Below are 20,947 nucleotides of genomic sequence, written 5' to 3'. Positions count from 1 at the left end.
TCATCTTGAACTTAACGCTGAACTGACAAAGGAGATATATCGATGCCGAATGTGTGGACGCATTTGCTGTTCGGCCAGGAGGCGCTCGCCGCGGCGGGCCTTGGCCGTTCCATTGAAGAGGACCGGAGCCGGCGGCTGTTCAATCTCGGCTGCCAGGGGCCTGATTTTTTATTTTACCATCATTTTTTCCCGTGGCAGCCTGCGAGCGTCATGAACGAGTTGGGAAGCGCAATGCATAATGAGCATTGCGGGCCGTTCCTTACCGGTCTGATCCGCGCGGCAAGCCCGGACCTCACAGCCGGGGAGGACAGCCGCTTATACGCGCTCGGCTTCCTGCTTCATCATGTGTTGGATCGGAATATGCACCCGTACGTGTTCTCCCGCTCCGGATTCCGGAAGTGGGATCATCAGCGGTTCGAAGTGTTGATGGATACGCATGTGCTGCGGGAAAAGAGGGGCATCCCCTCGTGGAAGATTCCCGTATGGAAGGAGATCCACGCAGGCCCTACCTTGCCGGCGGATGTCATTGGCCATCTGTCCGCGCTGTCGCGGACCTATTATCCGAAGCTGGCCGCAGGCGTCGCGCCATCTTCGTGGAATGCCGCTTACCGGGCGATGATTCGCGCGCAGAAGCTATTCCATGATCCGACTGGCATGAAGCTCCGTCTCGCCGGCAAGCACCTCGATCCGTTCGTCTACCGCAAGGTCACGCCGCCTTACGATGTAATGAATCTCGCCCGCCGTCCATGGCTTGACCCGACGGGAAGCGGCGAGCGCTTCGCGACGACGGTATGGGAGATGTGGGAAGCCGCCCGGACGGATGCGGCCGTCGCCTTGGAGGCCGTGAAGAACTATTGGCACGCCCGCAGGACGGAGGGCGCCGACAGCGCCGGCGCGCGCCAGGCCGATGCCGCGTTGACGGCAGCTATCGGCAACCGCTCCTATGAGACCGGGCTGCCGCTGGATCGGAACCGGGCCATTACCGTCGAGGATCCGATATGGGATGACGCCGCCCGCAGATGAGGGGCGATCGCATACATATTTTACCGCATGTTCTCTCACACTAGCCTTGATAGGAGCTGAGGAACATGAAGAAGGAACAAGAACATCAACCGGCCGCTTTTCATACATTGACCGCCGAAGCGGCTATACAGCGGCTTGGCTCGCGACGGGAAGGCCTGACCGGGCAGGAAGCGGAGCAGCGGCAGCAGCAATATGGGCGCAATGCGCTTCAGGAAGCCGCCGGCCCGTCCCTGCTGGCGAAGCTGCTCGCCCAATTCAAAGACGTCATGATTCTCATCCTGCTTGCCGCCGCCATCGTCTCCGGCCTGTTGGGCGAATGGACCGACTCTGTCATCATTCTCGTTGTCGTCGTCCTGAACGCCGTGCTTGGCGTCATTCAGGAGTATAAGGCGGAGCAGGCGTTGAGCGCCCTGAAGGAGATGTCCACGCCCCATGCCCGCGTCATGCGCGAGGGGCAGGCGCGCGACATCAAGGCCGAAGAGCTTGTCCCCGGCGACATCGTCCTGCTGGAGGCCGGCAATGTCGTGCCTGCCGATCTGCGACTTATCGAATCCGCCTCGCTGAAGATTGAAGAGGCGGCCTTGACCGGAGAATCGGTCCCGGTTGAAAAAAGGACGGAGCCGTTAGACGAGGCCGATCTCGTGATCGGGGATCGCATCAATATGGCGTATATGACGAGCCAAATCTCTTACGGCCGGGGCCTCGGTGTCGTTACGGCCACCGGAGGAGCCACCGAGGTCGGTTCGATCGCGGGATTTTTGTCGCAGGAAGAGGATGAGGTGACGCCGCTTCAGCGCAAGCTGAACGAGCTGGGCAAAACGTTCACCATCATTATCGTGGCTGTGGCGCTCGTTATGTTCACCGTCGGGCTTATCGAAGGCAGGGAGCTGTTCGACATGCTGCTCACCTCCATCTCGCTTGCGGTCGCGGCCATTCCGGAAGGCTTGCCTGCCATCGTCACGATTATTTTGGCGCTTGGCGTGCAGACGATGGCCCGACGCAAAGCGATTATCCGCAAGCTGCCTGCGGTGGAGACGCTCGGCAGCACGGATATTATCTGCTCGGACAAGACGGGAACCTTGACGCAGAACCGGATGACCGTCAAGGAGATCTACGCCGAGAACACCCTCCGCCCATCCGGAGATGATTGGATCCGGACTCCCGCGGCCGAACGGCTCATGCAAGTAATGGTGCTATGCAATGACGCCCGGCTGGCAGAAGCCGCCGGCGGGCAGACTGCCGGAGCGATCGGCGATCCGACCGAGACGGCGCTGATCGACTATGCGCTGTTGAACGGCATCGACAAGCGCGAGGCCGAACGCCGCTTGCCGCGCATCGCCGAGCTGCCGTTCGATTCGGACCGCAAGCGGATGACGACCGTTCATCAGCTTCCCGCTGAAGAGAACGGGGAGGACGGGAGCCGATGCCGCATCATGACGAAGGGCGCGCCTGACGTGCTGACGGCCCGGTGCACCCATATTCTCCGGGACGGCCGCGTTGAGCCGATGACAGAGGAGCACCTCCGGAACATCGCCGCCGCCAATAAAGCGATGGCCGACAAGGCGCTGCGTGTGCTGGCGCTCGCCTACCGGGATGCGGAGCGGGTACCGGACAGCCTGACGGTAGATGCGCTTGAGAACGATCTCGTCTTCGCCGGCCTCGTCGGCATGATCGATCCGCCGCGCGAAGAGGTGAAGGAAGCGGTGCGCATCTGCAAGCTGGCCGGCATTCGTCCGGTGATGATTACGGGCGATCACGGGGACACGGCCGCCGCGATCGCGATGGAGTTGGGCATCATCGACCAGGAAGGCGCCGTGCTGACTGGAGCGGAGCTGAGCCGCCTCGATGACGCAGAATTCGAAGCGAAGGTGGAGCAATACTCCGTCTATGCGCGCGTGTCGCCTGAGCATAAGGTGCGGATCGTGAAGGCGTGGAAGAAGAAAGGCAGAATCGTAGCCATGACGGGGGACGGAGTGAATGATGCTCCGGCCTTGAAGGCGGCCGATATCGGTGTCGGAATGGGCATTACCGGCACGGATGTGGCGAAGGGCGCTTCGGATATGGTGCTGGCGGACGACAATTTCTCGACGATCGTTCTCGCCGTCGAGGAAGGGCGGAAGGTCTACAGCAACATCCGCAAGACGATTCAATATTTGCTGTCTGCCAATCTCGGTGAAGTTGTCACCCTGTTCGTGGCGACGATGCTGAACTGGAAAATTCTCTTTCCGATCCATATTTTATGGGTCAATCTCGTCACCGACACGCTGCCCGCGCTGGCACTCGGCTTCGAACGGGCCGAGGAAGACCTGATGAAGCAGGAGCCGCGCCAAGCCTCGGCCAGCATCTTCGCCGGCGGAATCGGCGTCAGCCTCGTCTATCAGGGGCTGCTTGAAGCCTTGCTGACGCTGATCACCTACTACTGGGGACATACGCATTATTCCGAGGATGTAGCCATTACGATGGCCTTCGCCACATTAGGTTTGATCCAGCTTACGCATGCGTTCAATGTCCGTTCCAGCAAGCAGTCGCTGTTCCAAATCGGATGGTTCACGAACCGGAAGCTGAATTTCGCCGTGATTGTGTCCGGGCTGCTTATCGTGCTCGTCATCGCGCTTCCGTTCCTGCGCGATCTGTTCAGTGTCGTGGCGTTGAACCGCGAGCAGTGGCTCATCGTCGTCGCCGCATCGCTGTCCATGATTCCAATCGTGGAGATCGTGAAGCTGTTCTCCCGCAGACGGGCAGTCAGAACGAACCGGGAGTAATACGGCAGCAGCAATCTCCGTCGTCCGATTCGACTGACAGCCTCACACCGCCAAGCCGGCAGGACGTGGCGGCCTGGCTTCAGGAACGGCACCAAGGGCGTCATACCGCAATCGCGGGATGACGCCCTGCTCTTTCTTCCATTCAACTAAGGATCCCGCCCGCTCCGCCTCATTTCACCGGAACGCCGGGGGCTGGCGAGTTGATCGAGCCTCCCGTGAACCGACTCTCTTCCTGTTCCGCCTCTCTGCGCCCCTTCTCGATATCGACGAAGACGAGGAGCAGAATACCGATAATGAAGAAGGCGAGAATCGATAAGATCGCCAACCGGGTGGATCCGGTCAACAGGCCGACCATCCCGAATACGGCCGGACCGATGGAGGCCGACACTTTGCTCGACAGGCTCAGGAAGCCGAAGAACTCGGACGCCCGGCTGCGCGGCACCATCTGGCTGAAGACGGAGCGGGCCACGGCCTGGCTGCCCCCTTGAACCATGCCGACGAGGAAGGCCAGAATATAAAAATGAAGCGCTGACATCATGAAGTAGCCGAGGAACACGATTACGATATACGTGCTGAGCGAAATATAGAGCGATCGCTTCGAGCCGAGCTGTCTGGCGAACTTCGCGAACAGGAACGTGAACGGAATGCCCACGAACTGCGTAATGAGCAGGGCAATAATGAGATGGCTCGTCTTGATGCCGATCTCGGCTCCATAGATGGCCGACATGGCGATGATGGTCGATATCCCGTCATTGAAGAACCAGAAGGACAAAATATATTTCAACAGCTCCGGATAATGCTTCACCCGCTTCAAGGTGTAGAAAATACGGCCGAACCCATGCTTCGTGTAATAAACCACCGATCGCCGTTCGATTCGGGCCGGGTCGCGCAGGGTGCGGAACAACGGCAGCGAGAACAGAAGCCACCAGACGCCGACCGTGAGGAACACCGCCTGGGTCGCCGCCACCTTGCTGGCGAAGCCGAACGTCTCCCACATTTCCAGCATCACAATATTGACGGCCAGCAGGGCCCCGCCGCCGATATAGCCGTACATATAGCCTTTGGCAGAAATCTCGTCCCGTGCTTCAGGCGGAGCGATATCCGGAAGGAGCGAGTCATAGAATGTATTGCCGCCGGAAAAGCCGAGCGTCGCGAAGACGAACAGCACCGATACATAGAGCCAGTCTCCCTCGCCCGCGAACACCATCAGGATGCAGGCCAAGGCTCCCATCCAGGCAAATACGCGGAGGAACGCCATCTTCCGCTGCGACAGATCGGCCATCGCCCCCAGTATCGGCGAGAGCACCGCGACGAGAATCATGCCTGCCGTCTGGGTGAAGGCCCAGTAGCTTGTCGCCTGATGTCCGGGCAGATTCGAGGCGGCGACCGTCTGGTAAAAAATCGGCAGCACCGCCGCCAGCATCGTGGTCGCAAAAGCGGAATTCGCCCAATCGTACATCATCCAGCTGCGAACTTCTTTCGTACGCATTGCGTGTCCCCCTAAATTCAACTTATCATCTCCGCATTCCGCTCCGATGAGAGCGTCTTCATTTATTGTGAGGCATCGCAGGCTGGCGGGTCAACTGTTTCAAATATTAAGTTTTCGCAACGAACCGGGCCCGCGTCTTCCCAATATTTTTTTGCCCGATTGGTTGTATTGGTTGTTCCTGCATTGCCTATATAAGTGAAGGCATGAGCACACATAGGCCAAGATAATGAAATTGGGCGCAGCCTATCAATGTCAGGGAGCTGATCAAATGATGAAAACCGTTCTGTATGTGCCGCTCGACGACCGGCCCGTCAATGTGGATGATGTGATGATGCAAGGGCGCTCGGCAGGTCTCAACGTCATCACCCCGTGCCTAAGCGATATTCGCAACCGGCTGGACTCGGAAAAAACAGCAGCGGACGGCATCCTGGAAAGCACGTCTTCCCCGGCCGTCGGCAATCCGAACAACATTCGGCGCTTTATTCTCCATCAGGCAGGAGCGGTTGACGGCTTCATTATCTCCGCAGACATGCTCGTCTATGGGGGATTAATCGGCAGCCGGCGGTTAAGAGCGTGCGGGGGCGGCATGTACCCTTACTACGATCCCGCTGCTGCGAAGCTGCTGGACGTGATTCGCCTCGTGAAGCAATCATATCCGCGCAAGCCGGTCTATGTTCTCGACACCATCATGCGGTTGGCGACGACGACATTCGTGGATGGTCTGACCTACGAGGCTTATACGGAGGCGCGCAGCTTCATGCAGCAGCCCCGAAGAAGCTTTACCGAGTTTGACGATATTGTGCAGGGTTATGACCTGTCCCCTGACGGGTCGTACGGAAGCACCGTCCATTTCGACAAGGAACAGTATTACAATGCACGCCGGCATAAATTCAAAACGAACTATTATATTCTGGAGCAGCTTGCCCGGTCAGGTTATATCGACTTCCTGGCGATTGGCGTGGATGATGCTTATACGCAAGGCGTGCAGCTCAACGAGATCCGATTCGTCGAAGGGCGTATCAATGCTTGGCTGGGCGGCGGAGCCAGCGGTCAAAATCCCGACCGCGCCATTATTCTTCCGGATGCGGACGGACTGGGGCATGCGCTGATGGCCCGCATGGCGAACCAATTGTATCGTGGCGGGGCCAAGCCGCGCTACGCGGTGCAATATTACGGGCCTGACGGCTCCACCATCACGAACCCCTACGAATATATGAATGTAGATGACAATATCCGTCGCCATATCGATATTATCGGCGGCCAGCTTGTCCCTGGTTCACCTGACATCGAGATCATTGCCATTACCGCTTCAGAGCAGGTGTCCGCCGCCGTAAGCCGGATGGAGGCGAATGTGTCGAACCGCGTTCCGACGGTCGCCATCGATTTCGTGGGACGTGGCCCGGCCAACGCGGCCGTGACCGAAGCGCTGCTGGACAGCCCGGATACGGGATGCCTGCTTGGCTACAGCGCATGGAACACTCCGGGGAATAAAATCGGGATTGCGCTCGGCATGGGGCAAGCGCGCTATGCCTTCCTCGTTACAGAGAGGCGTCCGGCCGCCCTCGCCCGGGCCGTCAATGCGCATGGCTCGCTGCTCTTCAAGCGTTTCTTGAAAGACTATTATTATAAAGCAACCGCAATCGGCGAAATCCGAACTTATTCGAGAGACCGCTGCATGTATTCCAATGTGGCGGCAATGGCTGACCAAAACATGATCCTCTTCAACACGGGGGCCGATTATGCCTGTCTCCTGGCGATGCTCCGCAAGCGGATGCAGACGCATAGCGCCGTACTTGCCGGCAAAAACGCATTTGGGATCGGCTGCCCGGGGGCTTCGCATAATATACGACAAATTCGCGGAGCTTTCTGGTCGCTGGCGGCCTATGCCCATGCGTCGCTAGACTATGACAACCCGGACTTCCTGTGGGGGCGCGCCTTCGAAATCACCTTGTATCCTGCCATAGCACTGCATTGACCCTAGAACCGCAGCAGCCCGTTCCGTTGACTGGAACGGGCTGTTTTTGATGCTCGCCGTCCAAGCCGGTGCAAAAGGGAAGGCGTTAGGCAGGAGCGTTTGTCCGGCCAAAAATTTCCGGTGGAATCATATCGCGCGTTATGGGGAAAAATTCGGACATGCCTTCTTGCGGCAGCATGGAAACAGGAGCAAACATTGCTCCGGCCAGCGGCTTCCTCTATAATCTAAGATATAATGACAAAACAAATTTATTGCTATGTTATTATTGATAAAAATTTTTATAATTCCGGCATTTATGATTCATTTCATTGCACGGGAAAGGAGAGCTTCAATGAATTTGAGCCAATTGGAAACGCTCATCACGATCTCCAAGACAATGAGTTTCCGCAAAGCCGGCGAATTGCTGAACCTGACTCAGCCCGCCGTATCCGCGCAAATCAAAAGCTTGGAAGATGAGTTCAAAACCATTCTCATTGATCGAAATCAGCCGGTCACGCTGACCGACAGCGGCCGATTGTTTCTTGAACATGCCGAGCGCATCCTCCAAATCGTCGATGATTTGAAGCAGAAGCTGACCGACTTGCAGCAAATTCCGCAGGGACATATCGTGCTCGGAACGACGACATCGATTGCCATTCAAATTCTCCCGCGGGTGCTTTCCTATTTCCAGGATCAGTTCCCGCTCATCAAGACCACCATCTTGTCCATGTCCTCAACCCAAGTCATGAGCCAGATCGAAAACGGCACCGTGGATATCGGAATCGGGTATTTGAATGAGCAGAATCCGAATCTTGTCTCATCCGTTCTCTACTACGACACGTTCGAACTGGTTGTCAATCCGAACCATCCGCTAGCCGAGCATAAGCACGGCACCATGGAACTGCTCCGGGATATCCCTCTCATCATGCTGTCCACCGACACGCTCGGCCGCCGGTTCGCGGACGAGACATTCCGCCGTCACGGCATTCAGCCTCATATTGTGATGGAATTGAACAGCAGCGAGGAGGTGAAGCGGATGGTGGAGCTGAATCTTGGGGCCGCTATCATCTCGAAGCTGTCCGTCAGCAACGAGCTGAGGCGGGGAACCCTTCAGATTGTACATATCCATGAATTGGAGATCGCCCACCCGGTCGGCGTCATGTACCGTACGGGCCGATATTTGAATTCCGCGATGCAGCAGTTCCTGAATGACCTGAAAGGCATGCCGGAAACGCAATTCATCGGGTCAGAATAGGAGGAAGAGAAGATGAAATTCGACTTGCATACACATCATTTCCGCTGCGGGCATGCGGACGGGAATATCCGGGATTATATCGAAGCCGGGATCGCGAACGGGCTGGATGTGATCGGCATTTCCGATCATACCCCGTACTTCGGCAGAGAGGAAGATCAGGCCTTTCCCAATATCGCGATGGCCAAGAGCGACTTCGAGAATTACGTGAACGAAGTGCTGGATCTGAAGCGGGAATATGAAGGACGCATCGACGTGCTGCTCGGCATCGAGTCCGACTATTTTCCCCCGCATGCCGAGACATACCGGCAGATGCTCGACCGGTATCCGTTCGATTATATTATCGGATCCGTTCATTATACGAACGGGATCAGCATTTTCAACAAGAACCGGTGGAAAAAGCTGTCCGAGGAAGAACGCGTCGCCCAGAAGATTACGTATTATGAACTCATCCGCGATTCGGCCCGCACCGGCATGTTCCAGATTCTGGGCCACATCGACGCGATGAAAGGCAACTATCCAGAATTCTCGGATATCGTGGCCGCCGAGGCGATCGATGAGACGCTGTCCGTCATCGCCGATTGCGGCGTGGCGATTGAGATCAATACATCAGGCAAGACGAAGCTGAGCGGCGGCTGGTATCCATCCGACGATATTCTCGAACGGGCCCTTCACTTCGGCGTCGATGTCACGTTCGGCTCCGATGCCCACAAGCCGTTCCGCGTCGGCGACGAATGGGAGCAAGTTCGCAAGCGGCTCCTGGAGATCGGCTTCACGTCCTGGGTCTACTACAAACAGAAAAAGAGACAAGAAGTGCCGCTCGCATAGAGCGGCGTGGGGTCCTTCCGGCCGCTCCTGACCGTCAGGAGGCAAAAAAAAGAGGACCTGAACATTCAGGTCCGACTCAAGGGATATATATTCATCAAAAGGGGGTCTTGTTATCAATATACCCTCTCAACATTAACCTCCGTTAACAGAAATATTACCGTTGTGTAACAAATGATGAAAATTCGATGATCGAATCGCTTTTCGTAGTCTGTGGCGTCCAATTGACGCTCTCTCATTCATCGCTCCAGCGAAACTCATTGGACCAATCGAACGAGGCCGATTCCTCCAGGCTTTGTGGCCAGTGGGCGCACCACTCCGGCACATGCGGGATTTCCACCCTGTCGAGGCTAGGAGTATAAGGCTTCAGATCAAGGACCGGGCTGCCTTCATGCGCGTCAAGATACGCAAGCTGAATGATCCCGTTCTCCTCGTCAATCGCTAGGATTCGAGCGGTCGACAGGCCGATTGGATTCGGTCTGTACGGGGAGCGGGTCGCAAAGATTCCAAGCGTGTCAGGCCCTTTTTTATAGGGCTTTTCCGTTTCCAGCGTATTTCTGGCACTTGCGTTGTCGCAGCCGTCGAACCACCACAGCACTTGAAGATGGCTGAATCCATCCAGTTCCTTTAATGCCGGGGTATACTTCTGCTCGACTTCGATCCTCATCCCCTCACGGCCGATACGGATTTTTCCAATCGGATTCAACATCAATGGCTTCATAGCATGTCCTCCTCGTTTTATGATGCCATTTTACGTTATGCCCTCACATCGTGTGAGAGTCAATCCTGAAATATCGCCGGTTAGAGCAAGAAAATCTATTTCGTATTGCGCAAGACAGGCGTTTGAACTTCCGTGAGATAATATGCGGGATCGGATTCGTTAAAGGGACCTTTATGGGAAATTTGACGGGTCAATCCTGCCAATTGGTACTGCTGGTGCTGTTCAAGCCAATGAGCGAAGGAATGATACGCGCGGGCAATGTTGTCGAACGGGCCATATACCATGACGCAAGCCATCGTATCGACCGCTTCGGTCTCCCTGTACTCGAATCCGCCTTTATTCTCGCCCAGTTGATTGACGATCACGCCTACTTCCACATCCACATCGGCATCCTTACGATCCGAATCATGAAAAATAGCGATATTGCCCGCTCCTTTTGGTATATCAATCCGTTCTTCTTCAATAAATGCAAATAGCTCCTTCCACAACTCGCCCTCCCGATCATAGTTGGGAATGACTTTTCGCAGGGACAATATTTTATAGCTCGGTATGTTTTTTACCGTTACATTGTGATGAACCGCCAGATTCTCCTCCCGGATATCTTTTATCGCGACGTCGATTTTGGCGATGTGCTCTAATTCCCGCCGGATCGCCGTTTGTATTTCTTTCTTTTTATTCTCCAATAGCCCGATAATGAAGGACTCGTCCCAGTTGGCAAGGGCGTAAGCGATTTCAGAAACATTGAATTCCATATCCCGCAAAAGGATAATTTGCTGTATCACGGGTATTTGGTCAACGGAATAGAGCCGATAGCCTGTAAGCTTGTCAACCCGGGCCGGCTTCAACAGACCGACTTCATCATAATATCGCAGCATTCGGATGGACACTTGCGTTAATTTTGAAAATTCTCCGATTCGGAACATCGATATCACCGCTACACAGCATAGCATGATATGGAAAAGGAGTCCATGACTTCGGCCGCCGCATGACAAACAGGACAGACCGTTCCGGGCTGTCCTCATCGTCCGCTCAGGCTCGCATGTCAGGTGATGCCGCGCTTCCGAGTCTATGCTTCTCCGCTCTGAAGCCCCCGGTATACTCCGGTGCGCAGCTCCCGCACATACGGCTGGAGGCCCGGGATATCCGCCTCCTGGGCAGCCCTGACGGCCCGTTCGATATCATAGGGCACCCGGTGAAAATGAATCGAAAATTCGCTTGTCGTCACCTGGCCCAAGCTGCCTTGCAGCATAATATAGGACGCCTGAGTAATGTCGAGCGGATTGCCCACGCTGCCGCAATTGACCAGCGTACGGCCCTGAAGATGCTGTAAATAAGCATTATGAATATCCCCGTATATAACAACATCCGGCGATTGGCACGGATGAAGAGGCTCGTTCAGGGAGGAGGTGAATTCGAACATGCCGAGTCTTCTCTCCTCCGCATCCCACGGCTGTACCCGATGATAGACGCTCTGCGGAGACGCATGGACGAGACGGATATGCCGGCCGCTCATGATGAAGTCATGAGAGAACGGCAGCGCGGCCAGCATGCTCCGGCGCTTCTCGCCCAGCCGTTCGGCATGCCAGCGGAATTGAATGTCCTCTTCCATCCGCAGGACAAGTTCATCCCAATTGCCGCGCACGATCACATCGCAATGCTCCCAGATGAGATCGACAGCCTCGGCCGGATTCGGGCCCTTCCCGACGACATCGCCAAGACAGTAGATCCGGTCGGCGCCTTGGCGCTCCACATCCTGCAGCACCGCTTCCAATGCCTGCAAATTCCCATGTATATCTGAAATGATAGCGATGGATTGCATAATGTTATTGTCTCCTCTCTAGACTATGAATGTCGGTGTCTTGTTCTGTGTTATGCGCGGGCAATCCGAGTTATGATACCCTTTCTCTTGTCAAAGTAAGCAGCGCCCATTCCGGAGGACAGAACAAGCGAATCGGCGGCGGCTAGGCCGACGCGCATTTGGTTCCGATTGGGCAGCGAAGCTGGGCGATCGACATTCCCCTCCCGCATTCCATAACCGTGCCGCAATCGCCATGCGTGCCGCAATCGCCAGGAAAAAATAATCGAAATATCATTGAATTATGTACTTTTATTATGAATCAGCAAGAAGTTCAATGCAAACCGCAATAAAATATGATGTAATGAGGTCATGAAGCATTGCGATTGGGAAGAGGAGGCGTCATCCATGGCAGATCCGGCTCTGTTGGAAATGCAAAAAACGTATTACCGTGAAGGGCGCACCCGTGACGTGAAGGAGCGGCGCGCAGCCCTTATCCGCCTCGCTGACCGTGTGCGCGGGATGGAGCAGGATATTACCGCCGCGCTTCGGCAGGACTTGGGGAAGAGCGCGTCGGAAGCGTACATGACCGAGATCGGCATCGTGCTGGAGGAAGCGCGGCTGGCTGCTCGGCGGGTCAGCCGCTGGGCGAAGCCGCGCCGTGCCAAGACGGCGCTCACCCATCTGGGAAGCCGGGGCATGATCGTGCCCGAGCCGTACGGCAGCGCGCTCATCATCGCGCCCTGGAATTATCCGTTCCAGTTGGCCCTTGCCCCGCTTATCGGCGCGATTGCCGCCGGCAATACAGCGGTGCTGAAGCCGTCGGAGCTGACGCCGCACACCGGCGCGGTGCTGGAACGGCTCGTTCGGGAGACGTTCGATCCGGGTCATGTCACCGTCGTGCAAGGGGACGCCGAGACGGCCCGGCAGCTGTTGGCCTGGCCGTTCGATTATATTTTCTTCACCGGCAGCGTCCCGGTCGGCAAGCTTGTCATGGAGGCGGCGGCCTCCCGCCTGATTCCGGTCACGCTGGAGCTTGGCGGCAAGAGCCCCTGCATCGTCCATCATGACGCCGATATGAAGCTCGCGGCCAGGCGGATCGCCTTCGGCAAATGGACGAATGCCGGGCAGACCTGTGTCGCGCCGGATTACGTATATGTCCATCAATCCCGCCGCGATGAGCTAATCCGCGAGCTGGAGCGGACGGTTGGCCAATTCTTCGGGCCACCGCCGCTCGACAGCGAAGAGTACGCATCCATCGTCAGCGAGCGGCATTGGGAGCGGCTGCACGGCTTCCTGGACAACGGCCGCATCGCCTTCGGCGGCGAATCCGACCGGAAGCGGCTCCGCTTGGCCCCGACCGTCATGACGGAAGCGGACTGGTCGTCGCCGGTCATGCAGGAGGAGATATTCGGCCCGATCCTGCCCATTCTCACTTACGAGTCGTACGAGGAAGCCGAGCAAGCGATCCTCGATCGGCCGAAGCCGCTCGCGCTCTATCTGTTCACGGCCGATCGGGCCTTGCAGCAGCGCGTCGTCCGGCAGCTGTCCTTCGGCGGCGGCTGCATCAATGATACGCTCATGCATCTGGCTACGCCTTATCTCCCGTTCGGCGGGGTGGGCGAGAGCGGAATCGGCAGCTATCACGGCGTTCACAGCTTCAATACGTTCAGCCATCGGAAGAGCGTCCTCTATCAGACGACGGCTTTTGATTTCTCCTTCCGCTATCCGGGTGCCGCCCGGAGGCTGGATATCATCAAGCGGCTGTTCCGTTAACCGGACAGCCGCGGCAACGGCATGCAAGCCCTGCCCTACCCGATGCCGATATCCGGCCGGGAGGGCAGAGTGCTTTCTTCATTTCCAGACAGGCTGGCCTGCAGCCGTCAGCTGTCAGCATACCTCGGTCGTATGGCAGCGCCCGCGGTGAAGCTGCCAATGCTCATACCGCTCGAACAGCCGTTCATCCTGAAGTAAGCGCTGACAAAATGTCCGAATGCTTCGCGTCCACGCTTCCCCTCGCTCTCGCGGCATGGCTGCCGGACCGAGGCCGAATTGCTCCTCCATGTATCGCTCCAATTGCGCAGCCATGCCATCCGGCTCCGGACGCTTTGCGTACAGCAGCGTAATATGCAGCGACAAGCTGTCATACTCGTCAGACGGCGCGCCCAGGGACAGCAGGCCGATAGGATCCCACCGATCAACCGCTTCCTTAATGTGCGGGAAGAACAACCGGGAGCACGCCGTAGCTGCGCTTTCGCAGTTCGCAAATGATTCACGCAATGAGAATCCCTCCTCTATCCTGTCTGTTCCAGACTCAAGGTGATGCAGAGGTGCTGCAAAGGTGCTGCTTATATTTACCATTACTATAAAGGAAATTGCTGTTTACGGAAATATGAAATTCACGAATTCGTCAAAATTATTGCTGCGGCCGGAAGCATATTGCTCCGCGCAGCTTGCGATCCCCGGGCCAATACTGCAGAAATACAGCATTCCCGGTGAAGCTCTATTTTGAAAAATAGATTCCTGCAAAAGCGCATCAATTTTATGCTTTTAGGCTTGGATTTGAGATTCGACGGGCGAAAAGATGTATATTTGCAGCAATTTCATCGAAACCAGCTTCCAAAGGAGAAAAATACTGCAGATTTGCAGGATTCACCCGTTCTTGCCTCGCCGATTACCATTTTGCCCGACGGGGATCGGATTGACAGCATCGTCCCCTCCTATATCGCATGCCTCACCATATCGCGTTGGCGGCCTATCACGGCACGCAGTTCGCGGTGGCGGCCTATCGCGTGGCGGCCTATCCACGGCACGCAGTTCGCGGTGCCGGCCTATCGCGTGGCGGCCTATCCACGGCACGCAGTTCGCGGTGCCGGCCTATCGCGTGGCGGCCTATCACAGCACGAGGCGGAGGGAAAACTTATGACCACCAAGGCCCGCATACCGAGGCACGGAACAAAAAAGAGCGCCCCGCTCCCGGGACGCCCTGTGGCCTGACGCAGCCTTGGTTACATTTTGAACCAGCGCTTGAACATCAGTTTGGTCGTGTCTTTATTCATTTCCGCGATGGATGTGGTCAATGGAATCTCCTTCGGACAGGAGCGGACGCAGTTCTGCGAGTTGCCGCAGCCTTCAATGCCGCCATCGTCCAGCAGCGCTTCCAGGCGCTCATCCTTGTTCATCTCGCCCGTCGGATGCGCGTTGAACAGACGGACTTGCGATATCGGCGCCGGTCCGATGAAGCTTGTCTTGTCATTCACGTTCGGGCAAGCTTCGAGACATACGCCGCAGGTCATGCACTTGGACAGCTCATACGCCCACTGCCGCTTCGTCTCCGCCATGCGCGGCCCCGGCCCCAGATCATACGTGCCGTCAATCGGAATCCAGGCCTTGACGCGCTTGAGCGCATTGAACATCCGCTCCCGGTTGATGACCAGGTCGCGAACGATCGGGAACGTCTTCATCGGAGCGAGGCGAATCGGCTGCTCCAGCTTGTCGATCAAGGCCGAGCAGGCTTGGCGCGGCTTGCCGTTGATCACCATCGAGCAGGCCCCGCACACTTCTTCCAGGCAGTTCGACTCCCAGCAGACCGGGGCCGTCTCTTTGCCCGATGCGTTGACGGGATTCCGCTGAATCTCCATCAGGGCGCTGATGACGTTCATGTTCGGACGATACGGAATTTCGAACTCTTCGGTATAAGGAGCCGCATCAGGCGAATCCTGACGCGTCACAATGAACTTAATCTTCTTGGATGATGCCACTGCTTCCGCCATCGTTATTCTCCTTTCTTTTTACTTTTTTTATCCGTCGTATAATCGCGCTTCCGCGGTTGAATAAGCGATACGTCTACCTCTTCGTAGCTGATCTCCGGTCCTTCCGGCGTCCAGGCGGCAATCGTCGTCTTGAGGAAGTCCTCATCGTTCCGCTCCGGGAAGTCCGGCTTGTAGTGAGCGCCGCGGCTCTCGTTGCGAAGCAGGGCGCTCTTCGTCATCGCTTCGGCCAGCTCGAGCATGTTCCACAGCTGGCGGGTGAAGCTGGCGGCCTGGTTGTTCCAGCGTGCCGTATCCGACATATTAATGTTCGCATAGCGCTGCTTCAGCTCTTTAATCTTCACGACGGTCTCTTCCAGCTTCGAATTGTAGCGGACGACGGTCATATTGTTCGTCATCCACTCGCCCAGCTCTTTATGGAGAACATAGGCATTCTCGCTGCCGTCCATCTTGAGCAGATTATCGTACCGGTCCGCTCTCAGCTTGACTTCACGGTCGAATACGCTGGAGGAGATATCCTCAACGGACTTATCCAGTCCGCGAATATATTCCACGGCCTTCGGCCCCGCGACCATGCCGCCGAAAATGGCCGACAGGAGGGAATTGGCGCCGAGACGGTTCGCCCCGTGATACTGGTATTCGCATTCCCCTGCAGCGAACAGGCCTTTGATATTCGTCATCTGGTTGTAGTCGACCCACATGCCGCCCATCGAATAGTGGACCGCCGGGAAGATCTTCATCGGAATCTTGCGCGGGTCGTCCCCCATGAACTTCTCGTAAATCTCGATAATGCCGCCGAGCTTGACGTCAAGCTCCTTCGGATCCTTATGCGACAGATCGAGGTAGACCATGTTCTCGCCGTTGACGCCGAGCTTCAAATCGACGCAGACATGGAAAATCTCCCGAGTCGCGATATCACGCGGCACGAGGTTCCCGTATGCCGGGTACTTCTCCTCGAGGAAATACCATGGCTTGCCGTCCTTGTAGGTCCAGATCCGCCCGCCTTCGCCGCGCGCCGATTCGGACATGAGGCGCAGCTTGTCGTCTCCCGGAATGGCCGTCGGGTGAATCTGAATGAATTCCCCGTTCGCATAGCGGACGCCCTGCTGGTAGACGGCGCTGGCTGCCGTGCCGGTATTGATGACCGAGTTCGTCGTCTTGCCGAAAATAATGCCGGGACCGCCAGTCGCGAGAATGACCGCATCGGCCGCGAACGACTTGACCTCCATCGAGCGGAGATCCTGCGCCGTGATGCCGCGGCACACTTCATCCTCATCGATAACGGCCGACAGGAATTCCCAATGCTCATACTTCGTGACGAGACCGGCGGCTTCCCAACGGCGCACCTGCTCGTCAAGTGCATACAACAGTTGCTGGCCGGTCGTTGCTCCGGCGAACGCTGTCCGGTGATACTGCGTGCCGCCGAAGCGGCGGAAATCAAGCAGCCCTTCCGGCGTGCGGCTGAACATGACGCCCATCCGGTCCATCAAATGGATGATGCCGGGCGCCGCTTCGCACATTGCCTTGACCGGAGGCTGGTTCGCGAGGAAGTCCCCGCCGTATACCGTATCGTCAAAATGCTCCCATGGCGAGTCGCCTTCCCCCTTCGTGTTGACCGCCCCGTTGATTCCGCCCTGAGCGCATACGGAGTGGGACCGCTTGACGGGAACCAGAGAGAACAGGTCAACGTGCACGCCTGCCTCCGCTGCTTTTACGACAGCCATCAGACCGGCGAGACCGCCGCCGACGACGATGATTTTCTGCTTAGCCATTATGCGTCCTCCCCCTTAACCAATAACCGATTTCACTGTATCCATCATAACGGAAGCCGCCTGGAACTCTTCTCCGCGGAAGCCGATCAGCGACAAGACGAACAAGACGGACATAATCACGAACAAGCCCATGCAAATCTTGGCCGACACCTTCTGCGCGCGCGGGCCAATCGTGATTCCCCAGCTGACGAGGAAGGCCCACAGTCCGTTCGTGAAATGGTACGACGCGGAGATGACCCCGATCGTATAGACGGCGAACATGAGCGGCTGAGACACGATGCTGTTCATATGGGTGCCCAGCTCTTCATGCGTCACATTGCCGAGCGTAATCTGGAAGCGCGTCTCGAACACATGCCATGTGACGAAAATAAACGTGATGACCCCCGTAATCCGCTGCCATAGAAATGCCACGTTGCGCCCATAATTGAAATTCCCTACATTGTTCCGCGCCGTGTAGGCGATATAGAGGCCATACACTCCATGATACAGAAGCGGAAGCCAGATGCCGAACAGCTCGAGGAAGAATATGAGCGGCAGATCATTCAACATCTTGACGCTGCTCTGAAACGCTTCCTTCCCGCCGTCAAATGCCGCGAAGTTGGTCAGCATATGCTCCACAAGAAAGAAGCCGAGCGGGATAATCCCGAGAAGCGAATGCAACTTCCGCGAGTAAAAATAACCTCGTTTCATAAGCGTGCCGTTTCCCCTTTCCATGTACGTACCAGTAGATTTTGGTAATTGAAACAACCCTCATTTTACTCGTGCCTGTCGAAAGCGTCAACATTTTGTCATTTTTGCGAAATCGGAGGCGATCCACATTATGCCATACGACGGAATCTCTAGGGTGATGCCGATGTAACCGCTCTCCATACTTGTGACTAAGTTGTGACACTTCTCATGTTACCTCTTTTTCTCTTATAATGGTATTGCAATGTTTTTATAATTTTAATAACTTTTATGCATATCAAATTCATTTATCTGGAATTCTATCATTTTATTACGTGACATGAGGAGGAATCCCGGTGCTCGATTTGCTGGAATCATTCGCTACCGTCGTTGAGTTATCAACCTTGAATCAGGCGTCCAAGCGTCTCAATCTGTCTCAGCCCGCGCTCTCCCGCCAGATCGCGAAGCTGGAGAGCGAGCTCGGCGTCGATCTGTTCATCCGGAACGGCAAGCGGCTGGAGCTCACCCGGGTCGGTCAGATTACGTATGAGTTCGCGCTCGACATCCGCAATCGGCAGCTTGACTTCTTGAAGTCGATCGCGGATTACAAGATCGAAGGCCATGCCTCCGTTACGATCGGGGCGAGCTTGACGACGCTCCAGACGACGCTGCCGCTGTTTGTTTCTTTATTTGTAGAAAAATATCCGGAAGCGCAATTGAAAACCGTAACCGGGAAGACACACGAGATCATTTCCTTCATCCGGGATCAGAAGGTCGATGTCGGATTGGTCGCCGACGCGATCCGCGATCCGAGCCTCGTCTGCCTCCCTCTGTTCTCCGACCACTTGGAACTGGTCGTGCCGCGGGAGCATGAGCTGGCCTCCGGCGTTCATGGTTCGATCGCCCGGCTGAACGGTCTTCCGATGCTGCTGTTCTCCAAAGGCACCTGGTACCGCAAGCTGATTGACGATCTGTTCCGGCGCCACCACATCGTGCCCGACATCCGGATGGAGATCGACTCCTTCGAAGCGATCGTCCGCCTGCTGTCCCCCTGCCATGCCGCAGCGCTGCTCCCCAAATCGTACTTGCGCTCCGAATGGCTGGACGACAACGGGCTCGTGGCCATTCATCTGAAGGAGCTGGTGCAGACGGAGCGAATCACCTCCCTTGTCTATGCGAAGCAAGCCGCCCTCAGTCTGACCGCAAGGCGGTTCATTGAAGAGACGGCCCGGGCTGCCTCCGGATGGAATATCCAATCGAAGCAGGAATAGGAGAGGATGTGTCGAATCTAATTTTGTTACACATACAGAGAAACGAAACCCGATATGTTCATGCATGATGGGGGAAATCTAGGAGGTAGATAAGATGAAAGTATGCAATCGATGCGGCGAACCGCTGCAGGACCACGAAGTACATACGTGCCGGGTTCATGACGGACGGCCGGCAGACGAAGACCCGGCGTCCTCGCCGGATCGGCGGGAGACTGCCGCTGCGGCGGAGCAGCCGTTCCCGATCCGCCCCGCGCAGGAACCTGTACAGCCGCCGGCGCCGGGTTATGGCTCGCCGAAGACATCGACGCCGAATATCGACATGGCGCGCGTCGTCCGCCTCATGAAAGAGCCGCAGGCGGCAAGCTATATGACGACGGGAGCCGATTATTTGTACGGCGTGATCGGGGCTGCCGCGTCTGCGATCGGATTTGCGCTCTTCGGGTATCTATTCCTGAACCAATTCGCGAAGTTTCTGTTCGGCTCCCTGCCGATCGGACTGGGCAGCACGGCTCCGCCGTTTTCGTATTTTCTGCAGCTGATGCTGCTCCATCTCGTTGCCTTGGCCGCCCTCTTCGGCTCACTCTACTTCGTGAACCGCTGGAAAGGCGGTCGGAAGCTCGACGCCAAGACCTTCTTCGTGCAATTAGCCGCGATGCAAATGCCTTACGGGCCAATCTATGCGATCGCCGGAATCATCACGCTGCTGTCATTCTATTCCTTGGCGCTCTCCATCGCCGGCCTCGCCTGGCTCGTATCGATCATGATGACCATCTATGAATCGCTGGAGCAAGCCCAAGTGTCACGGAACAACCGCTTCGTATACGTGCTGGCCAGCCTCAGCGGCTACTTCCTGCTCTTATTGATCATGACCAAAATTTTGTTCTAATCCCGTTCTGCATACAACAAAGCCCTCCGCCGGAATGGCCTGGAGGGCTTTGTTCTATCTATCTGCGCTTCCCAATCGAATCTTCGAATTGATCAATCTGGGCATTCGTCCCGATGACGACCATGACGTCATCATCCTGAAGGACATCCTCAGCCGACGGAGCAATAATAACGCCGTTCGGCTTATGCAAGGCCACGATGCTGCAGCCGTACCGGGCTCTCGGGTTGACATCCTTGAGCGTCTTGCCGCTCAAGGTGCCGGGAACACTCAGCTCCGCAATCGTGTAATCCTTGGACAGCTCGATATAATCCAGCAGGTTCGGCGACACCAGCTGGTGGGCCACCCGGATCCCCATATCCCGTTCCGGGTAGATGACCCGGTCGACGCCGATTCGCTCCAGCACGCGCCCGTGCAGCTCCGAGACGGCTTTGGCCACCACTTTTTTGACGCCAAGCTCCTTCATCTGGATACTGACGAGAATGCTCGTCTGCAGATCATTCCCGATCGCGACAATCGCGCAATCGAAATTCCGGATGCCGAGCGAACGAAGCACATCCTCATCCGCCGCATCGGCAACGACGGCGTGCGTCAAGACGTTGTTCATCTCCGACACAACCTCTTCATCCTTGTCGATCCCCAGCACCTGATGGCCAAGCTCGACCAGCTCCTGCGCCAGACTCGACCCGAATCTGCCCATCCCCACGACTGCAAATTGCTGTAACTCCATGTTCGTATTGCTCCTTCGCCCATTACTCTTCTTT

At 56.5% G+C, this 20,947-nt stretch carries 17 protein-coding genes; 8 read left to right on the top strand and 9 right to left on the bottom strand.

Going from position 1 to position 20,947, the window contains the following annotated elements:
* Positions 1 to 42 precede the first annotated feature (42 nt).
* Together NNL35_RS09680 and NNL35_RS09675 are read left to right on the top strand one after the other, a co-directional pair.
* Complete coding sequence (locus NNL35_RS09680; RefSeq protein WP_006676023.1) at positions 43 to 1,023, top strand: zinc dependent phospholipase C family protein; 981 nt, start codon at positions 43 to 45, stop codon at positions 1,021 to 1,023.
* Positions 1,024 to 1,088: 65 nt separating this feature from the next.
* Positions 1,089 to 3,785: a calcium-translocating P-type ATPase, SERCA-type gene (locus NNL35_RS09675; RefSeq protein ID WP_006676024.1), complete on the top strand. Its 2,697-nt coding sequence runs from the start codon at positions 1,089 to 1,091 to the stop codon at positions 3,783 to 3,785.
* A gap of 169 nt (positions 3,786 to 3,954) precedes the next feature.
* On the opposite strand, the gene NNL35_RS09670 is transcribed toward NNL35_RS09675, so the two are convergent.
* On the bottom strand, positions 3,955 to 5,274 hold the full coding sequence (locus tag NNL35_RS09670) for an MFS transporter (protein WP_006676025.1): 1,320 nt from the start codon (positions 5,272 to 5,274) through the stop codon (positions 3,955 to 3,957).
* Between the two features lie 268 nt (positions 5,275 to 5,542).
* On the opposite strand from NNL35_RS09670, the gene NNL35_RS09665 reads away from it, so the two are divergent.
* From NNL35_RS09665 to NNL35_RS09655, 3 genes are all read left to right on the top strand, one after another.
* Positions 5,543 to 7,249 (top strand): DUF4127 family protein, encoded by a 1,707-nt coding sequence (locus NNL35_RS09665; protein WP_006676026.1) that lies wholly within the window; start codon positions 5,543 to 5,545, stop codon positions 7,247 to 7,249.
* Positions 7,250 to 7,580: 331 nt separating this feature from the next.
* Positions 7,581 to 8,483 (top strand): LysR family transcriptional regulator, encoded by a 903-nt coding sequence (locus tag NNL35_RS09660; protein ID WP_006676027.1) that lies wholly within the window; start codon positions 7,581 to 7,583, stop codon positions 8,481 to 8,483.
* 12 nt (positions 8,484 to 8,495) lie between these two features.
* Positions 8,496 to 9,308 carry a histidinol-phosphatase gene (locus NNL35_RS09655; RefSeq protein WP_006676028.1) on the top strand — a complete coding sequence of 271 codons (813 nt, stop codon included), beginning with the start codon at positions 8,496 to 8,498 and terminating at the stop codon, positions 9,306 to 9,308.
* 232 nt (positions 9,309 to 9,540) lie between these two features.
* On the opposite strand, the gene NNL35_RS09650 is transcribed toward NNL35_RS09655, so the two are convergent.
* The 3 genes from NNL35_RS09650 to NNL35_RS09640 form a co-directional block, all read right to left on the bottom strand.
* A complete protein-coding gene (locus tag NNL35_RS09650; RefSeq protein WP_006676029.1) occupies positions 9,541 to 10,026 on the bottom strand; it encodes an SAM-dependent methyltransferase in 486 nt (161 codons plus the stop codon).
* A gap of 95 nt (positions 10,027 to 10,121) precedes the next feature.
* Positions 10,122 to 10,949 (bottom strand): MerR family transcriptional regulator, encoded by an 828-nt coding sequence (locus NNL35_RS09645; RefSeq protein WP_040730608.1) that lies wholly within the window; start codon positions 10,947 to 10,949, stop codon positions 10,122 to 10,124.
* A gap of 143 nt (positions 10,950 to 11,092) precedes the next feature.
* The gene (locus tag NNL35_RS09640) at positions 11,093 to 11,845 is read right to left on the bottom strand and encodes a metallophosphoesterase family protein (protein WP_006676031.1); all 753 of its coding nucleotides are present in this window, start codon (positions 11,843 to 11,845) and stop codon (positions 11,093 to 11,095) included.
* Positions 11,846 to 12,229: 384 nt separating this feature from the next.
* On the opposite strand from NNL35_RS09640, the gene NNL35_RS09635 reads away from it, so the two are divergent.
* Positions 12,230 to 13,597, top strand: coding sequence for an aldehyde dehydrogenase (locus NNL35_RS09635; protein WP_006676032.1), 1,368 nt, complete (start codon positions 12,230 to 12,232; stop codon positions 13,595 to 13,597).
* 114 nt (positions 13,598 to 13,711) lie between these two features.
* Here the strand turns inward: NNL35_RS09635 and NNL35_RS09630 are convergent, their stop codons facing one another.
* From NNL35_RS09630 to NNL35_RS09615, 4 genes are all read right to left on the bottom strand, one after another.
* Positions 13,712 to 14,101, bottom strand: coding sequence for a hypothetical protein (locus NNL35_RS09630; protein ID WP_006676033.1), 390 nt, complete (start codon positions 14,099 to 14,101; stop codon positions 13,712 to 13,714).
* A 728-nt stretch (positions 14,102 to 14,829) separates the two neighbouring features.
* Positions 14,830 to 15,594, bottom strand: a complete 765-nt coding sequence (gene sdhB / locus NNL35_RS09625; RefSeq protein WP_006676034.1) for a succinate dehydrogenase iron-sulfur subunit — start codon at positions 15,592 to 15,594, stop codon at positions 14,830 to 14,832.
* 2 nt (positions 15,595 to 15,596) lie between these two features.
* Complete coding sequence (sdhA, locus tag NNL35_RS09620; RefSeq protein WP_006676035.1) at positions 15,597 to 17,363, bottom strand: succinate dehydrogenase flavoprotein subunit; 1,767 nt, start codon at positions 17,361 to 17,363, stop codon at positions 15,597 to 15,599.
* Between the two features lie 15 nt (positions 17,364 to 17,378).
* Positions 17,379 to 18,053, bottom strand: coding sequence for a succinate dehydrogenase cytochrome b558 subunit (locus tag NNL35_RS09615; protein ID WP_006676036.1), 675 nt, complete (start codon positions 18,051 to 18,053; stop codon positions 17,379 to 17,381).
* 332 nt (positions 18,054 to 18,385) lie between these two features.
* Here NNL35_RS09615 and NNL35_RS09610 point away from each other — a divergent pair, with 332 nt between their 5' ends.
* Together NNL35_RS09610 and NNL35_RS09605 are read left to right on the top strand one after the other, a co-directional pair.
* Positions 18,386 to 19,300 carry a LysR family transcriptional regulator gene (locus tag NNL35_RS09610; RefSeq protein WP_006676037.1) on the top strand — a complete coding sequence of 305 codons (915 nt, stop codon included), beginning with the start codon at positions 18,386 to 18,388 and terminating at the stop codon, positions 19,298 to 19,300.
* A 94-nt stretch (positions 19,301 to 19,394) separates the two neighbouring features.
* Positions 19,395 to 20,186: a hypothetical protein gene (locus NNL35_RS09605; RefSeq protein WP_254553317.1), complete on the top strand. Its 792-nt coding sequence runs from the start codon at positions 19,395 to 19,397 to the stop codon at positions 20,184 to 20,186.
* Between the two features lie 58 nt (positions 20,187 to 20,244).
* Here the strand turns inward: NNL35_RS09605 and NNL35_RS09600 are convergent, their stop codons facing one another.
* The gene (locus tag NNL35_RS09600; RefSeq protein WP_006676039.1) at positions 20,245 to 20,913 is read right to left on the bottom strand and encodes a potassium channel family protein; all 669 of its coding nucleotides are present in this window, start codon (positions 20,911 to 20,913) and stop codon (positions 20,245 to 20,247) included.
* Positions 20,914 to 20,947: the final 34 nt, after the last annotated feature.

The organism is Paenibacillus dendritiformis (assembly GCF_945605565.1).
GTDB lineage: Bacteria > Bacillota > Bacilli > Paenibacillales > Paenibacillaceae > Paenibacillus_B > Paenibacillus_B dendritiformis_A.
This window is presented reverse-complemented; position numbering and strand designations above follow the sequence as displayed.

What these genes read in the sequence shown, in the direction of transcription:
- NNL35_RS09615 (WP_006676036.1), bottom strand. Translation starts at nt 18,053, where the DNA reads ATGAAACGAGGTTATTTTTACTCGCGGAAGTTGCATTCGCTTCTCGGG.
- NNL35_RS09680 (WP_006676023.1), top strand. Translation starts at nt 43, where the DNA reads ATGCCGAATGTGTGGACGCATTTGCTGTTCGGCCAGGAGGCGCTCGCC.
- sdhB (WP_006676034.1), bottom strand. Translation starts at nt 15,594, where the DNA reads ATGGCGGAAGCAGTGGCATCATCCAAGAAGATTAAGTTCATTGTGACG.
- NNL35_RS09635 (WP_006676032.1), top strand. Translation starts at nt 12,230, where the DNA reads ATGGCAGATCCGGCTCTGTTGGAAATGCAAAAAACGTATTACCGTGAA.
- NNL35_RS09655 (WP_006676028.1), top strand. Translation starts at nt 8,496, where the DNA reads ATGAAATTCGACTTGCATACACATCATTTCCGCTGCGGGCATGCGGAC.
- NNL35_RS09640 (WP_006676031.1), bottom strand. Translation starts at nt 11,845, where the DNA reads ATGCAATCCATCGCTATCATTTCAGATATACATGGGAATTTGCAGGCA.
- NNL35_RS09670 (WP_006676025.1), bottom strand. Translation starts at nt 5,274, where the DNA reads ATGCGTACGAAAGAAGTTCGCAGCTGGATGATGTACGATTGGGCGAAT.
- NNL35_RS09605 (WP_254553317.1), top strand. Translation starts at nt 19,395, where the DNA reads ATGAAAGTATGCAATCGATGCGGCGAACCGCTGCAGGACCACGAAGTA.
- NNL35_RS09645 (WP_040730608.1), bottom strand. Translation starts at nt 10,949, where the DNA reads ATGTTCCGAATCGGAGAATTTTCAAAATTAACGCAAGTGTCCATCCGA.
- NNL35_RS09665 (WP_006676026.1), top strand. Translation starts at nt 5,543, where the DNA reads ATGATGAAAACCGTTCTGTATGTGCCGCTCGACGACCGGCCCGTCAAT.
- NNL35_RS09675 (WP_006676024.1), top strand. Translation starts at nt 1,089, where the DNA reads ATGAAGAAGGAACAAGAACATCAACCGGCCGCTTTTCATACATTGACC.
- NNL35_RS09660 (WP_006676027.1), top strand. Translation starts at nt 7,581, where the DNA reads ATGAATTTGAGCCAATTGGAAACGCTCATCACGATCTCCAAGACAATG.
- NNL35_RS09650 (WP_006676029.1), bottom strand. Translation starts at nt 10,026, where the DNA reads ATGAAGCCATTGATGTTGAATCCGATTGGAAAAATCCGTATCGGCCGT.
- sdhA (WP_006676035.1), bottom strand. Translation starts at nt 17,363, where the DNA reads ATGGCTAAGCAGAAAATCATCGTCGTCGGCGGCGGTCTCGCCGGTCTG.
- NNL35_RS09600 (WP_006676039.1), bottom strand. Translation starts at nt 20,913, where the DNA reads ATGGAGTTACAGCAATTTGCAGTCGTGGGGATGGGCAGATTCGGGTCG.